Source organism: Alcaligenes faecalis (assembly GCF_041521385.1).
Classification (GTDB): domain Bacteria; phylum Pseudomonadota; class Gammaproteobacteria; order Burkholderiales; family Burkholderiaceae_B; genus Alcaligenes; species Alcaligenes faecalis_E.
Map to the genome: position 1 here is coordinate 2,995,555 of NZ_CP168006.1, position 15,607 is coordinate 3,011,161.

Here is a 15,607-nt window from a genome sequence, read left to right on the forward strand (position 1 = left end):
TAAACTGTAACTTTGGGTTTGATGTTCAGGGCATCAGGCTGCGCAAAATAAGCTGGGTGACCACCGTCAAGCCTTGACGTGTTTTTTCCGGTGGGTGTATTTCCAGCAAGACGGGGTGCAGGCAGGCGGTCAAGGCAAACAAGATGCCGTGAACCACCTCGTCCAGAGGGGTGCGACGCTCAAAGTCGCCGCTTTCACGACCTGCACGTACCAGTGCGGTAATCTGGGTCAGCAAATCCTCTCTGTGCTGGTCCACTGTTGCCCAGTTGTTTTGCAGCGCCTCGATCACCACTTCTTGCATGCGGCCTTCCCGCAAGAATAGCTCCAGGCTTAGATTGCAGGCAGTCTCAATGAAATGGCGCAGGCGTTCAATAGGGGGCAAATCGCCCTCAACAATTTGCTGCAATTGCACGTGCATGCCATTGAGCACGGAATGGCAAATTGCTTGGCCGATGGCCTGTTTGGAATCGAAAAAACGATAGAGATAGGCGCTGGATACGCCTATGGATTTGGCCAGGCTGGCAACCGAGGTTTTGCGATACCCGTAGAGCCGGAAGTGCGTATTGGCTTGCTCAATGATCTGCTCGCGGCGATGATGCTCGGTTGGACCACGTTGACCCAAGGTGCTGGCTGGCATAGACGTTGAATGTTGAAGTAACGATAACGCAATACATTAACTTTCTTGGGTCTTGGGGGCAAGATAATTGAGTATTTGAGGCCAGGAACTGGCTGTTTGATGAGTAGAAGTTGGTACTTGGCGGAGCAACCAAGCCAGCCGTTCAAGCAAGAAAGGCCGGTTTTCAATTGAAAACCGGCCTCTTTCTTTTTACGTGCCCAGATCAGGCTGTAGCAGTAGCGCGTGGCTCGCTGGCCTCTTGTGCGGGAATCCCCACCTCACTATGTTGATGCAAGGTGACGCTGGTATCCAGCGGCGGCAACTCACCATTCATGGCGCTGTTGAGCTGATCGGCATCGAGTTCGCCTTCCCAGCGGGCAACCACAATGGTGGCAACGGCATTGCCCACCAGATTGGTCAGGGCACGGCATTCGGACATGAAGCGGTCAATACCCAGGATCAGGGTCATACCGGCAATCGGTACCGCCGGCACTACCGACAGCGTAGCGGCCAGCGTAATGAAGCCAGCGCCGGTCACACCGGCTGCCCCTTTGGAGCTGAGCATGGCAACCAGCAAGAGCAGAACCTGCTGCTGCAAGGTCAGTGAAATATCACAAGCCTGGGCGATGAACAGGGCTGCCATGGTCATGTAGATATTGGTGCCGTCCAGATTGAAGGAGTAGCCGGTAGGGACAACCAGTCCCACGACCGACTTGGCACACCCGGCACGTTCCATCTTCTGCATCAGGGTTGGCAAGGCTGCCTCGGACGAACTGGTGCCCAATACCAGGAGCAGCTCTTCACGGATGTAGCGAATCAGCTTGGTGATGGAAAAGCCGTTATAGCGGGCCACCGCCCCCAGAATGATCAGCACAAAGAGGACGGAGGTGACGTAGAAGGTAATCACCAGTAGGGCCAGGCTGGAAACGGATTCAATTCCGTACTTGCCAATGGTGAAGGAGATGGCCCCAAAGGCCCCGATAGGAGCGGCTTTCATCAGGATGGACACCAGTTTGAAAATAGGTGTCATCAAGGCTTGCAGCAGCTTCAGCACGGGTTTGCCGTGATCACCTACCGCTGCCAAGGCAATGCCAAACAGGATCGCCACAAACAACACTTGCAAGATGTCGCCGCCGGTAAAGGGGCTGATCAGGGTGGCCGGGATGATGTTCATTAAAAAGCCCGTCAACGTGCTGTCATGGGCTTGTTGCACGTATCCCTGAATGGAGCTGGGGTCCAGCGTGCTCGGATCAATATGCATGCCACTGCCGGGCTGCACGATATTGCTGACCACCAAACCGACAATCAGGGCCAGTGTGGAGAAGGTCAGAAAATAAATCATGGCCTTGCCCACCACACGGCCCACTTTTTGCAGGTCTGTCATGGCGGCAATGCCGGTGGCTACCGTCAGGAAAATGACGGGCGCAATAATCATTTTGACCAGCTTGATGAAAGCATCGCCCAAAGGCTTCATGCTCTCGCCCAGCGAGGGGTAGAAATGGCCCAGCAAAATCCCGATAGTGATGGCGATGATGACCTGCACGTACAAAATCCGATACCACTTGATTTTGATGATTTGCGGTACCGGACGGTCTCCTGTGCTTATATCCATCATGATGTCGTCTCCGTGACTTGATGTAGCCGACCAGGCAGTCGGCGGGTGGCCTGCTTGGAGTTGTGTGTAGGCAGGCGGTTTACGCTCGCCGGAATCCTTGTTCCGGCCCATAAGCTCATGACTAAAGCAACATCCGTGCCAATCTGTGTTCAATGAGGAAGTCAGCAAATAAGCGGCTTGCAGGCGAAAGACTTTCCCGTTAGTTGTTGATGTGTGCGAAAATCCGCACGGTCATTATTTTTTTTGGCGAAATTTCGCACGGATTTCATGAACTCCAATCCAGTTTCTTCGGACATGCGGCGGCGTTTCAGGCTGGAGTGGTTGCTGTTATTGAGCCTGGCTGTGGTGCTGGGGCTGTTTGCCTTCTGGCGTTCAGCCGATTTGGGGACGGCCCGCCTGCTGGCACAAAGCGAACAGCGGCTGGATTCCTTGATGCGTGGGAATGCAGGCTGGATCAGGACAATTCGTGACAAGTTCCGCACCTTGTCCTTTGCTTTGGCGCAGGACGAGGCTCTGCGCCAGTATTTGATGGGTAATCCTGCTTATGGTGATGCCCAGGCGCTGAACCGCAAGTTTGAACAGCTAGCCGAAGATACGGGTGCCCCCGTTCTGTATTTGCTGGACATTCATTCGCAGACCTTGGTGTCCAGCAACTGGCAGGCGTCCGATAGCTTTGTGGGCAATCATTACGGCTTTCGACCTTACTTCACTAAAGCCCTGGAGCAGGGACACGCTGAATACTTTGCCTTGGGGACGTCCAGCGGCAAGGCAGGTTTGTATATCTCCCGCATGGTGCAGGGTCAGGACGGCAAGCCTGTGGGCGTGGTCGTGATCAAGCTGGAGTTTGATCTGCTGGAAAAAGAATGGGAAGGCTATGGAGATCGCATGTTTGTCAGCGATCCAAACGGGGTGATCTTGTTAAGCGGTGAACCGGGCTGGCGCCTGCATAGTCTGGATCAAGCAGCACCCGAGCATTTGGCCAAGCTTCGGGCCAGCCAGCAGTTTGGTAATGAGCCGTTGAAGCCGGTGGGTTTGAGTATGTCGGACTCTGGCGAACGGGCCTCTTTCTGGAAACTGGGGCAGGAGCGTTTCTTGCATGTGCAGCAGCCGGTCGTCGGCAGCGATTGGACTTTGCATGCGATGGCCCCTATGGATGCCGCCTTGCAGACGCAGGCGGTTCAATCTCGTTTGATGGTGATGGGGCTGCTATGCGCGGCGCTGGTTCTGGCGGCACTGGCGCTGCAACGCAATCAACAGCGACGCGAAGCTCAGGCACGCCAGGAGTTACTCCGTGATGCCCTGGAAGAAGCGGTCGAGTCCCGCACGGCCCAGCTCCAGGTGGCGCGTCGTCGTCTGGAGCGGGAGATGCAGGCTTTGCAAGAAGCCCGCTCGCGTGCGCGCGATCTGCGTGAACAATTGGAGCAGGCCGAGAAGCTGTCCTTTCTGGGGCAGGTGACGGCCGGTGTCGCGCACGAGATCAACCAACCCGTGGCGGCGATTGAGGTCTACGCCGACAACACCTTGCGTTTGCTGGATCAGGGCCAGACGGAAACAGCGCGTCAGAACCTGACCCGCATCCAGACGCTGACCCAGCGCATTGGCAGTATCACCTCCCAGTTGTGTCATTACGCCCGCAAGCCGCAAGAGCAGGAAGGCCCGGTACAGGTACGTTCGGCCGTGGACAGTGCCTGGCAACTGCTGGAGCATCGGGCACGGGCTCAAGGGGTGGATCTGGAGTTGGAAGGGGTGAACGAATCTGTGCGTGTCTGGGCGTTGCCGGTACGTCTGGAACAGGTTCTGGTGAATTTACTGCGTAATGCGCTTGATGCTCTGGAAGGGAGCCGTCAGGGGCGTATTCGTATTGAAGTCATGAATGAGCAGGAGCATGTGCGTATTGTGGTTTCCGACAACGGCCCCGGCCTGAGTCCGGACATCCGCCAACGCCTGTTTACGCCCTTTAGTTCCAGCCGTCGGCAAGGCCTGGGCTTGGGGCTGGTGATCGCGCACGATATTGTTGCGGCTCTGGGTGGCCGTTTGGAAGAGGGGCCTTCGCGCCTGGGGGGAGCCACATTTCATATCGTGCTGCGCAATGCCGATAGCAAGCTGGACCAGGGAGAGAGATAAGAATGGAAGTCGCATTTGTCGATGATGATGCGGATCTGCGTGCTGCGGTCGTGCAAAGTCTGGAACTGGCGGGTCTGAAGGTGGTGGCCTGTGCCAGCGGGCAGGAGGCCCTGAGCCGCCTGCCCAAGGACTATCCCGGCGTGGTGGTAACGGATATTCGCATGCCGGGTATGGATGGATTGGCGCTGATGCAGGCTTTGCATGCACGCGATCCGGAGCAGCCCGTTGTGCTGATTACCGGCCACGGGGATATTGATATGGCCGTGCAAGCCATGCGCGATGGCGCCTTTGATTTTCTGACCAAGCCTTACCAGGCCGAACGCTTACTGACGGTGATACGCCATGCCGCCATGCAGCGCAGCCTGGTTCTGCAAAACCGTGCCTTGCGCGAAGAACTGGACGAGGACGGCCAAGGCCCGGCGCTATTGGGCAATTCAGAGGTCATGGTCAATTTGCGCAGCACCTTGCGGCATCTGGCTCAGTCCGATGTGGACGTGCTGGTGGAAGGGGAGACTGGCACAGGCAAGGAAGTGGTGGCCATGTTGCTGCACCGCTGGAGCGCCCGAGCCCAGCATCGTTTTGTGGCGCTGAACTGTGGCGCCTTGCCCGAAACCATTATTGAGAGCGAGCTGTTCGGTCATGAAGCCGGGGCTTTCACTGGTGCGCAGCGCAGACGCGTGGGCAGTGTTGAACATGCGCATCGAGGAACACTCTTTTTGGATGAGATTGAAAGCATGCCCATGATTGCGCAGGTGCGCTTGCTGCGTGTGCTGGAAACCCGTTGCGTCACTCCTTTAGGTTCCAACGAAGAGCATCCGGTGGATATTCGCGTGGTGGCCGCCAGCAAGGTGGATTTGTCCGATCCTGCCCAGCGTGCGAACTTTCGTGCAGATTTGTATTACCGGCTCAATGTAGTCACCTTGCGTCTGCCACCCCTACGGGAGCGCAAGGAGGACATCCCGATGCTGTTTGCCCACTTTGCAGCCTTGGCAGCCAAGAAATACGGCATGCCCCAGAAGATGCCCGATGCACGCAGTCTGGCCTATATGCAGTCGCATCACTGGCCGGGTAATGTGCGTGAGCTGGCCCATTTTGCGCAACGTGAAGTGCTGGGCGTGCAGCATCCGGATATCAAGGGACTGGACGGCGAGGATTTGAGTTTGCCTGCCCGCATGGAGCAGTTCGAGTCACAGCAGATACGTCAGGCCTTGGCGCGCCATCGCGGTGACATCAAGGCGACTTTGCAGGATCTGCGTATTCCGCGCAAAACCTTTTACGACAAGCTGCAGCGACATGGCATTTTGCGTAGCGATTTTGTGCAAGAGGGCGGGCAGGGGGATTGAATCCTGCGCGCTTCAGAGGATTTTCCGCCTGTCTTGTCGGGTTTGGCGGTGTTTGGGTGGGCCTTGCTTGAGCTGACCCAGTTTGGGTTTTACTCTCAGCGACACACAGCAAGCTGCGTAGGGTTTGCAAAAGTACGTAAGCAATAAAAATAGCGGCCAAGGCCGCTATTTTTTATTGCTATCAAGGCGTGAAGCCTTATTCCTGCATACCCGGAACGATGCAGTTAAAGCCGGCGTCAACGTGCGTGATCTCGCCCGTGATACCGCTGGCCAATTCGGACATCAGGAAGGAGGCCACATTGCCCACTTCTTCGATAGTGACGTTGCGCTGCAAGGGAGCGTGCGTCTCAACGAATTTCAGGATAGTGGAGAAATCCTTGATGCCGCTGGCAGCCAGGGTTTTGATGGGACCGGCCGAGATGGCGTTGGCACGAATGCCGTACTCGCCCAGCGCCACAGCCAGGTAGCGCACGGAGGCTTCCAAGGCGGCTTTGGCCACGCCCATGGTGTTGTAGTTGGGGATGGCTTTTTCAGCGCCCAGGTAAGTCAGGGTCAGCACCGAGCTCTTGCGGCCTTTGAGCAAGGGCAGAGCAGCCTTGGCCAACGCGGGGAAGCTGTAGGCGGAAATATCGTGAGCAACACGGAACGATTCGCGCGACAGACCTTCCAGGAAGTTGCCTGCAATGGCTTCACGAGGCGCAAAGCCGATGGAGTGCACCAGACCGTCCAGACCATCCCAGCGTTCGCCCAGCGAGGCCATGGCTTGTTCGATCTGATCGTCTTCGGACACGTCACAGGGCAGGACGATATCCGTGCCGAGTTCTTGGGCAAAGCCTTCAACGCGTTCTTTAAAACGCTCGCCCACATAAGTCAGAGCAATATCAGCACCTTGTTGGCGACATGCTTGCGCAATCCCGTAAGCAATGGAGCGATTCGAGAGGACGCCTGTAACCAGGATGCGTTTTCCTTGCAGGAAACCCATGCTGAAAATCCTTTATGTAATTAGTGGGTGGACTTAGCCACGAATATTGGAACCGGGAACACGCAAACGCGTCCCCCTGGAAAGAGTGCTGCCTTTGATATTGTTCAGGCGTCGCAGTTCAGCCACCGACGTGTCGTACCGTTTGGCCAAGGCGTAGAGTGTATCGCCCCGTCGAACGGTATGGGTACGCACGTTGGCGCTGCGACGCAAAACAACGGTGTCATTCTTGCGGTTGACGCTGGCCGTTTGCGTCCGAGCTCGGCGTGTACTTTGCGCCACCGGCGCGGCCGGTGTGTTGGTCAGGGAAGCCAGTTGCAGGCTGCCTTCACCCAAGGTGGTGCTGGGAACCAGCAGCGTCTGAGCGACGGCTTTGGTGCTCTTGCGGCTTAAACCATTGATGGAGCGCAGTTGCGACAGGGTAATGCCGTGGCGCTGGGCAATGGACAGGTAGCTTTCGCCACGCTTGGACTGGTAGGCTTTCCAGTTGCTGAGCTTGCCCTGATAGGCGGCCAGATTGGCATTGAAGATATCAACCTTGTTGGCCGGCAGCAGCAAGGTGCCGCGATCTGCCGGGATGGTGGGGCGATTGTGAGCGGCATTCAAGGCCTTGAATTCGTCCACAGAGATTTCAGCCAGCTCGGCTGCCAGGGCAACGTCAATGTCCTTGTTCTTGCGCACAGCGGTGAAATATGGCGTGTTGCTGACCGGGGGCAAGGTGATGCCGTAACGCTCCGGGTTAGCCACAATATTCTTGATTGCTTGCAGTTTGGGGACGTAATTGCGCGTTTCGTCCGGCATCTTCAGAGATAAGTAGTCAACGCCCAGGTCAGCCTGTTCGTTGCGTTCCATGGCGCGGCGCACGGAGCCTTCCCCCCAATTGTAGGAAGCCAGAGCCAAATACCAGTCGCCCTGGAATTCGTACAGGTAAGACAGGTAGTCCAAGGCAGCGCGGGTGGATTCGACTGGGTCGCGGCGCTGGTCTACCCACCAGTTCTGCTCCAGCTTGTACTGTGTGCCGGTGCTGGGGATGAATTGCCACAGGCCTGCGGCATGAGCGCGCGAATAGGCGACCGGGTTATAGGCACTTTCCACAAACGGCAGCAAGGCCAGTTCGGAAGGCAGACCGCGGGCATCAAGTTCATCCATGATGTGATACAGATAGCGCGAGGCGCGCTGGCTCATGGTGCGGATGGACTCGGGGTGCGAAGCGTAGTAATTGGTCCAGTGATCCACCAGATCGGAATGCAGGTTGGGGATGGAAAAGCCCCGGCGCATCCGATCCCACGCATCTTTGGGCGGGTGGGTCAGATCAATGGTGCGAGACGTATCGGCGGCAATGCTGGTGGAGGTCTTGGCGGCTTTTTGTGGGCTGACCTTGGGGCCTGTGGCGCAGCCAGCCAGCACGAAAGCGCATAGCAGCGCAAAAAGTCTCATTAGGTTCATTGCGGAATCTTTAGAAATTGTTTTTCCAGTCGCGCAGGCTGGCAAATACCTCGACAGGATTATTCAAGGATTGGGCAGCATGGTGCTCGGCAGCCTGAATAACAGCAGTCGTCTCGCAACGCAGAAAGGGATTGGTAGCCAATTCTGTTTTCAAGGTGGAGGGCACCGTAGGCAAATTTTGCTGACGCTTGAGGGTATCCTGCTCCCAACGTTGGTGCAGTTGGGAATTGTCTGGCTCTACCTGTAGAGCCCAACGTAAATTGGATAAAGTGTACTCGTGCGCACAGCAGATCAGGGTGTCCGATGGCAGTTTCGCCAACTTGCCCAGGGAATCCGTCATTTGTGCCGGGGTGCCTTCAAAGAGACGTCCACAACCCGCAGCAAACAGGGTATCACCACAGAAAACAAAGGGCTGTTTTACCTCATTTTGACCAAAGTACGCAACGTGCCCGGCGGTATGGCCGGGGATGTCCAGGACCTCCAGTGTCAGTTCCAGAGTCGGTAATTCGACCTTGTCGGACTGGCCGACACGGACATCACAGGCGGGTAGAGGCTCGTGGGCTGGGCCCCACACGCGGGCCGGATGCTTAGCCAGGATATCTTTGACACCACCCACATGGTCACCATGGTGGTGTGTCAGTAAAATGGCATCCAGTTGTAAGGACTCGCGTTCCAGCCAATCCAGAACCGGAGCGGCCTGGCCGGGGTCAACCACCAGGGCGTGACCATGTCGACTTAAGGCCCATATATAGTTGTCGTTCAGGGCCGGTAGTGGAATCAGGCGAACATCGCTTGGCACAGGCCAGGTAAATGCATTCATCATGGTAGAGGGAGAAAGCGCCAGTGGAGCAGACTTTGAATGATCAATTTGCCCAGTGGTTGGAAACCGTACCGGGGCGATATGTGCGGGCTTGGGAACAAGCCGCAATCGATGCGGAGGTGCTCAACACCTTCGGGTATCATGCCATACAAATTGGATTGCCGCATTGGGACCTCCTGGCACAGAGCCGCATCTCTTGTAAGGTATGCACGGCCCAGGCGGGCGTTTTGCCCGCTCAACAGAAAAACCTGGTGTATGCCCAGCCCGAGCATCTGCCTTTTGACACACAAAGCATTGATCTTTTAATCCTGCCCCATACATTGGAAAGCGCCAGCGACCCGCACCAGGTGTTGCGAGAGGCCGAGCGTGTTCTAGTGCCAGAAGGACGCATTCTCCTGACGGGTTTCAACCCTTTAAGTCTGTGGGGTGCCCATGACTGGATTCCGGGCCTGGAGCGGGGCACGCCGACATTGCCGAAGGATCTGATGTCTCCCTCGCGTTTGCGCGACTGGTTGAAGCTCTTGTCTTTTGATGTACAAAGTACGCAGATGGGTTGTTATGCGCCCTTGTGCCGTCAACAGGTTTGGCTGGATCGCTGGCGCTGGGTGGAGCAAAGCGGAGCGCGCTGGTGGAGCTTTGCGGGGGCCGTCTATATGATCAGTGCGGTCAAACGCACGCCTGCCTTGCGCCTGGTCGGGCCCAAGTGGAAGAAAAACCGTCGGCGTGTACGTCGGCCTATCGTGGTGGCAGGACGCGCTGCTGATGAAGGAATAAGCAAGACATGACAGATGTTGTTGATATTTGGACCGATGGCGCCTGCAAGGGCAATCCGGGTTTGGGGGGATGGGGCGCGTTGCTGCGCCATGGCGGGCGAGAAAAAGCCATTTGTGGGGGCGAGGTCGATACCACCAATAATCGTATGGAGCTGATGGCTGTGATCGAGGCACTCAAGGCCTTGAAGCGTCCATGTCAGGTGCGGGTCCATACTGATTCGCAATACGTACAAAAGGGCATGAACGAATGGCTACCTGGCTGGAAAGCGCGTGGCTGGCGTACCGCAGATAAAAAACCCGTTAAAAATGCCGATCTGTGGCAGGAGCTGGAGCAGCAGGCAGCCAGGCATGAGTTGACCTGGTTATGGGTACGTGGTCATGCAGGAGACCCCGGTAATGAGCGGGCGGATCAGTTGGCCAACGAAGGCGTGGAAATAGCCAGGCAGTTATAAGATCTTGGGCAGATTTTTAGCCCGCTGATAGTACTATTAGCCACCCGTCATATTTTGTCAGATTGCTTCACCGGCTTGGCCGGTCAGGAAAAGCCGCCCATGATTTCCACGCTGCGCCCCGCGATATTTGTTCTGCTCCTTGTACTGTTGCTCAGTGGTACATCCAGTTGGGCACAGTCTGACGCTACCCGGGTGCAAGTGCTACCCGTGCGGCAAAGTGAGTTGATTCGTGATGTGGCGGCGGTGGGAACCCTGGTAGCCAGGGAATCCGTCATGCTGCGACCCGAGATCAGTGGTCGTATTTCAGCGATCAGTTTTGAAGAAGGTCAGCCTATCAAGAAAGGCCAGCTCTTGATTCAATTGGACCCGGCCATGGCGCAGGCGCAATTGAATCAGGCACAGGCAAATTTGAATCTGGCCCATAGTCAGCACAATCGTTCTGCGCAGCTAAGCCGCCAGGGTTTTATCAGCCAGCAGGCCAAAGATGAGTCCGGCAGCCGTTTGGCCGTTCAACAGGCGCAAGTGCAATTGGCACGAGTGCAACTGGACAAGACCCGAATCCGTGCTCCGTTCGATGGCGTTACCGGACTACGTAATGTATCGGTGGGCGATTATGTTGGGCCGGGCACAGATCTGGTGCAGATCGAAGCGGTTTCTACCTTGAACGTGGACTTCCGTATCCCTGAACAATATCTGGCCGATGTGAAGGCTGGCATGCCGGTCGAGCTGCGCTTTGATGCGCTTCAGGGCCAAACCCGTCATGGTTCGGTTCTGGCAGTCAGCCCAGCAGTGGATACGGCGGGCCGTTCGATTTTGTTACGCGCGCAGGTGCCCAATGAAGATGGCGTCTTGCGCCCTGGTTTGTTCAGCCGCGTGCGCCTGGAGCTGTCGCGCTACCAAGCCTTGATGGTGCCGGAAACCGCCTTGGCTCCTTCAGGGCAGGATCAGTATATCTATATTGTGAAAGATGGCCGGGCAGAGCGTCGACAGGTGCAGATTGGGGTTCGCGAACAAGGTTGGGTGCACGTAATCGGTGATCTGAAAGCCGGCGACAATGTGCTGGTAGCCGGATTGCAAAAGGTGCGTGATGGCGTGCCGGTCGATATTCAGGAAGTGATCGACGTCCAAACGCAGCCGCAGAGCTAGGGCACAGTCATGGTTCTTTCTGATCTGTGTATCCGTCGCCCAGTTTTTGCCACGGTTCTGTCGTTGGTGATTGTGCTGGTTGGTTTCATTTCCTATGAACGCCTGACCGTACGTGAATACCCCGCTATTGATGAGCCGGTGGTGTCTGTCATCACCAACTATAAAGGGGCCTCGCCGGAGGTGATCGAGTCCCAGGTGACCAAGCCGCTGGAGGATCAGTTGTCCGGGATCGAGGGCGTGAACGTAATGACTTCACGCAGTCGTTCCGAACGTAGCCTGATCAACATTAAATTCAATCTGGACCGGGCCCCCGATGCGGCTGCTGCGGATGTGCGTGACAAGGTGTCGCGTGCCCGACGTTTCCTGCCCGATGAGGTGGACGAGCCCATTATCAATAAGGTGGAGGCAGACTCCACCCCGATCATCTATGTCGGTGTGGATACTGGGGACTACAGCATGCTGGAGGCCTCGGACTACATTAAGCGTTATATCAAAACGCGCTTGTCTGTTTTGCCCGGAGCAGCAGAAGTGCGCGTATTTGGCGAGCGCCTGCCTGCCATGCGGATCGACCTGGATCGCACCCGATTGGGGGCCTATCAGTTGACCGTGCAGGACGTGGAAGATGCGTTGCGTAAACAAAACGTGCTGATTCCGGCTGGCCGCATCGAGTCCGATGCGCGTGAGTTCTCCGTGGTGTCCTCCACCGACCTGGAAACGCCCGAGGAGTTTCGCGACATCATCATCAGCCAGGCCGCCGGTTATCCGGTGCGTATCTCCGACATTGCTCAAGTGCGTATTGGACCTGCCGAAGAACGGGTACTGGCCCGCTTTAATGGGCAAAACAGTTTGAACATTGGTGTGACCAAGCAGTCCACTGCCAACCCGCTGGATTTATCCAAGGCGGTGCGTGCCGAGGTGGAGCGCATCAACGAAAGTTTGCCGGGCAATATGAAGCTGACCGTGTCTTACGACAGCTCCATCTTCATTCAAAAATCCATTGATTCGGTCTACACCACCATTGCCGAAGCTATCTTGCTGGTGGTGTTGGTAATCGTGTTTTTCCTGCGCAGTTTCCGTGCCAGCCTCATCCCTATTGTGACGATTCCGATCTCCCTGATCGGGGCTTTTGCCATCATGTACATGTTGGGCTTTTCAATCAATACGCTGACTTTGTTGGCCATGGTGCTGGCGATTGGCCTGGTAGTGGACGATGCGATTGTGGTGCTGGAGAACGTATATCGCCATATTGAGGAAGGCAAAACCGCCATGCAGGCAGCCTTTTTGGGCGTGCGTGAAATTGCCTTTGCGGTGATTGCCATGACGCTGACCCTGGTGGCGGTGTATGCACCACTGGCTTTTGCTACAGGCCGGACCGGGCGATTGTTTATCGAGTTTGCCCTGACCTTGGCGGCTGCTGTGCTGGTGTCCGGTTTTGTGGCCCTGACCTTGACCCCCATGATGTGCTCGCGCATGTTGCGTCCGCACAGCGCCAAAGTGGGCCGTGTCAGCCAGAGTATCGAGAACTTCCTTGTCTGGCTGACGCGTGGCTATCGTCGTGTCTTGATTCGTGCCTTACGCTGGCGCTGGCTGGTCTTGTTGATCGGTGTGGCCGTTGCCGCAAGCAGTGCGTTGCTGTTTACGGTCATCAAAAGCGAACTGGCTCCGATTGAAGACCGGGGGGTGATTTTTGGAATTGTGAATTCGCCTGAAGGCGCCACGCTGGATTACACCTTGCACAATGTGGAGCGGGTGGAGGAGCTGTATCGCGGCATACCGGAGACCGAAGGCTACCAGTCCATTATTGGTTTCCCAACCGTGACCGATTCCTTTGCGATTCTGCGTTTGAAGCCGTGGGAAGAGCGCACACGTAACCAGCAGTCCATTGCACGTGAGCTGCAGCCGCATTTCTCGGCCATTCCTGGTGCGCGTGCCTTTCCTACCAATCCGCCCTCCCTGGGGCAGCGCGCGACCTCCAAGCCGGTGGAGTTTGTGATCATGAGCCAGGCTCCTTATCCGGAGTTGGCCAAGATCGTGGACAGTTTTCTGGCTGAGTTGCGAGACTATCCAGGGCTGTTGAATGTGGATACGGACTTGCGTTTGAACACGCCAGAAATCCGTATTGATGTAGACCGCGACAAGCTGGCTGACACCGGCGTCTCGGTGGATGCCGTAGGCCGCACGCTGGAATCCATGCTGGGTGGGCGTCAGGTCACACGCTACCAGAGCGACGGCGAACAATACGATGTGATTGTGCAGGTGGATAAACAGGCTCGTTCCAGTCCGCAAAATATTCTGGATATTTACGTGCGTACCCAGGACGGTGGCATGGTGCAGGCTTCCAACTTCCTGAAAGTGCGCGAAAGCGTGTCACCGCAATCACTGAACCATTTCAACCGTTTGCGGGCTGTGATCGTGGAAGCCTCAGTGGCTCCCGGCTACGCTCTGGGTGAAGTGCTTGAACACATGAATGAGGTGGCGCGCAAGACCTTGCCTGAAACCGTGCAGACGGACTTGGACGGCCAGTCACGCGAGTTCCGGGACTCCTCGGGCAGCATTTATGTCGTGTTCCTGATGGCATTGGCCTTTATTTATTTGGTGCTGGCCGCGCAGTTTGAAAGCTGGCGCAATCCGCTCATTATCATGCTGTCTGTGCCTTTGTCCATGACGGGCGCTTTGCTGGCTCTGTGGCTGTCGGGCGGAACCCTGTCCATTTATAGTCAGATTGGTTTGATTACTCTGGTGGGGCTGATTACCAAACACGGTATCTTGATTGTGGAATTTGCCACCCAACAACGCGAAGCGGGGGCTAGTTTGTACAATGCCGTGGTGCGCGCTTGCGAGATGCGCCTGCGTCCCATCTTGATGACAACCGGTGCCATGGTACTGGGTGTTTTGCCGCTGGCCTACGCCTCCGGGGCAGGTGCCGAATCCCGCCAGCAAATTGGCTGGGTGCTGGTAGGCGGCTTGTCCCTGGGTACCTTGCTGACCTTGTTTGTGGTGCCCGTGGCCTACACGCTGATTGCAGGCAAGCAAGAAGGGCAGGACAAGCAACTGGAATTGATTGACAAGCCCCAGGCCTCTGTCTGAACCTGTGGTTCTGGTCTCCGGGGAAGCTGGTCATACAGCTACTTTGTTGAAGGCCGTGACCGTGATTGAATTTGTAGGGAAAGTGAATGCGTCAAATTATTCTGGATACTGAAACCACCGGTCTGGAGCCACGCGAGGGGCACCGAATTGTTGAAGTGGGTGGGGTCGAGTTGTTCAACCGTAAATTGACGGGCCGCCATCTGCACTTGTATCTGAACCCGGATAGGGACTCTGATCCCGAGGCTTTGGCCATTCATGGTCTGACCACGGAGTTTCTGGCCGGCCATCCACGTTTCAAGGATGTGGTCGATCAGGTGCTGGATTTTGTGCAGGGCGCGGAAGTCATTATTCATAATGCCTCCTTTGATACCCGCTTTCTGGACGCTGAATTGCAGAAGGTAGGCAAGGGACCGTTCTCGCAATACTGCGACAGCATTACTGACTCCTTGCTGGTGGCGCGGGAAATGCACCCTGGCAAGCGCAACTCTTTGGATGCCTTGTGCGAACGCTACGGTATTTCCAACTCTCACCGTACCTTGCACGGCGCTTTGCTGGACTCGGAATTGTTGGCCGACGTCTGGCTGGCCATGACGCGGGGGCAGGACGCGTTGTTGATGGACTTTGACGAGTCTGATGGTCAAGGTGGTGATGGCAACGATTTGAGCCTGGGCAAGTTTGATCCCAGTGTGCTCAAAGTGTTGCGTGCGTCCGAAGCTGATCAGGCCGAGCACGAGAAATACATGGACGTGTTGGAAAAACAGAACAAGAAGCCGCCCATGTGGCGCGAGATGCTCAATCCAGCAGCAGAGTAACTGTTCAGGAAAAACAGCCGGCCCTGATCTTGTAAATCGAGCAGGGCCATGCTATAGTTTTTTTCTTCGCAGCTTTTGCAGTTCTTAAAAGCTTCGGGCGGTTAACTCAGTGGTAGAGTGCCACCTTCACACGGTGGAAGTCACAAGTTCGAACCTTGTACCGCCCACCATCTCTCCCTTCCTATATTTCCCCAGTTGTTTATTTATTGCCTTCATCTTGGGCGGTTTACTCGCGTCCTGTGTTTGTGTTGAGAACGACCAGAACCTATGCAGGCATCGAGGAAATGCACAAGCCGAGGGGAACTTAAAACGGAATAGCCATTCTCCCGTTGATTGCTGATTGCTGATTGCTGATTGCTGATTGCTGATTGCTGATTGCTGATTGCTGATTGCA

General features: G+C 56.1%; 12 protein-coding genes and 1 tRNA gene. 8 read left to right on the forward strand and 5 right to left on the reverse strand.

Annotation, left to right across the window (positions count from 1 at the left end):
• Positions 1-25: 25 nt before the first annotated feature.
• The gene (locus tag ACDI13_RS13485) at positions 26-637 is read right to left on the reverse strand and encodes a TetR/AcrR family transcriptional regulator (RefSeq protein WP_316989204.1); all 612 of its coding nucleotides are present in this window, start codon (positions 635-637) and stop codon (positions 26-28) included.
• A gap of 202 nt (positions 638-839) precedes the next feature.
• Positions 840-2,231, reverse strand: coding sequence for a dicarboxylate/amino acid:cation symporter (locus ACDI13_RS13490; protein WP_316989203.1), 1,392 nt, complete (start codon positions 2,229-2,231; stop codon positions 840-842).
• 267 nt (positions 2,232-2,498) lie between these two features.
• On the opposite strand from ACDI13_RS13490, the gene ACDI13_RS13495 reads away from it, so the two are divergent.
• Positions 2,499-4,355, forward strand: a complete 1,857-nt coding sequence (locus ACDI13_RS13495; RefSeq protein WP_316989202.1) for an ATP-binding protein — start codon at positions 2,499-2,501, stop codon at positions 4,353-4,355.
• 2 nt (positions 4,356-4,357) lie between these two features.
• Entirely contained in the window at positions 4,358-5,698 is a 1,341-nt protein-coding gene (locus ACDI13_RS13500) for a sigma-54 dependent transcriptional regulator (protein ID WP_316989201.1), read from the forward strand.
• 196 nt (positions 5,699-5,894) lie between these two features.
• On the opposite strand, the gene fabI is transcribed toward ACDI13_RS13500, so the two are convergent.
• The 3 genes from fabI to gloB are packed head-to-tail and all read right to left on the reverse strand — an operon-like array spanning position 5,895 to position 8,943.
• Complete coding sequence (gene fabI / locus ACDI13_RS13505) at positions 5,895-6,680, reverse strand: enoyl-ACP reductase FabI (RefSeq protein WP_108728595.1); 786 nt, start codon at positions 6,678-6,680, stop codon at positions 5,895-5,897.
• A 33-nt stretch (positions 6,681-6,713) separates the two neighbouring features.
• Positions 6,714-8,123, reverse strand: coding sequence for a transglycosylase SLT domain-containing protein (locus ACDI13_RS13510; protein ID WP_372372478.1), 1,410 nt, complete (start codon positions 8,121-8,123; stop codon positions 6,714-6,716).
• A 10-nt stretch (positions 8,124-8,133) separates the two neighbouring features.
• Positions 8,134-8,943, reverse strand: coding sequence for a hydroxyacylglutathione hydrolase (gene gloB / locus ACDI13_RS13515; protein ID WP_372373127.1), 810 nt, complete (start codon positions 8,941-8,943; stop codon positions 8,134-8,136).
• 23 nt (positions 8,944-8,966) lie between these two features.
• On the opposite strand from gloB, the gene ACDI13_RS13520 reads away from it, so the two are divergent.
• From ACDI13_RS13520 to ACDI13_RS13545, 6 genes are all read left to right on the forward strand, one after another.
• Positions 8,967-9,728: a methyltransferase domain-containing protein gene (locus ACDI13_RS13520; protein WP_316989198.1), complete on the forward strand. Its 762-nt coding sequence runs from the start codon at positions 8,967-8,969 to the stop codon at positions 9,726-9,728.
• The gene (gene rnhA, locus ACDI13_RS13525; protein WP_316989197.1) at positions 9,725-10,168 is read left to right on the forward strand and encodes a ribonuclease HI; all 444 of its coding nucleotides are present in this window, start codon (positions 9,725-9,727) and stop codon (positions 10,166-10,168) included. Before ACDI13_RS13520 ends, rnhA begins: the two co-directional genes overlap by 4 nt.
• Before the next feature lie 99 nt (positions 10,169-10,267).
• Positions 10,268-11,314, forward strand: a complete 1,047-nt coding sequence (locus ACDI13_RS13530) for an efflux RND transporter periplasmic adaptor subunit (protein ID WP_316989196.1) — start codon at positions 10,268-10,270, stop codon at positions 11,312-11,314.
• Between the two features lie 9 nt (positions 11,315-11,323).
• Entirely contained in the window at positions 11,324-14,401 is a 3,078-nt protein-coding gene (locus ACDI13_RS13535; protein WP_316989195.1) for an efflux RND transporter permease subunit, read from the forward strand.
• Positions 14,402-14,487: 86 nt separating this feature from the next.
• Positions 14,488-15,213 carry a DNA polymerase III subunit epsilon gene (dnaQ, locus tag ACDI13_RS13540; RefSeq protein ID WP_316989194.1) on the forward strand — a complete coding sequence of 242 codons (726 nt, stop codon included), beginning with the start codon at positions 14,488-14,490 and terminating at the stop codon, positions 15,211-15,213.
• A 95-nt stretch (positions 15,214-15,308) separates the two neighbouring features.
• Positions 15,309-15,383, forward strand: a tRNA-Val gene (locus tag ACDI13_RS13545).
• The last annotated feature ends 224 nt before the right edge of the window (positions 15,384-15,607 follow it).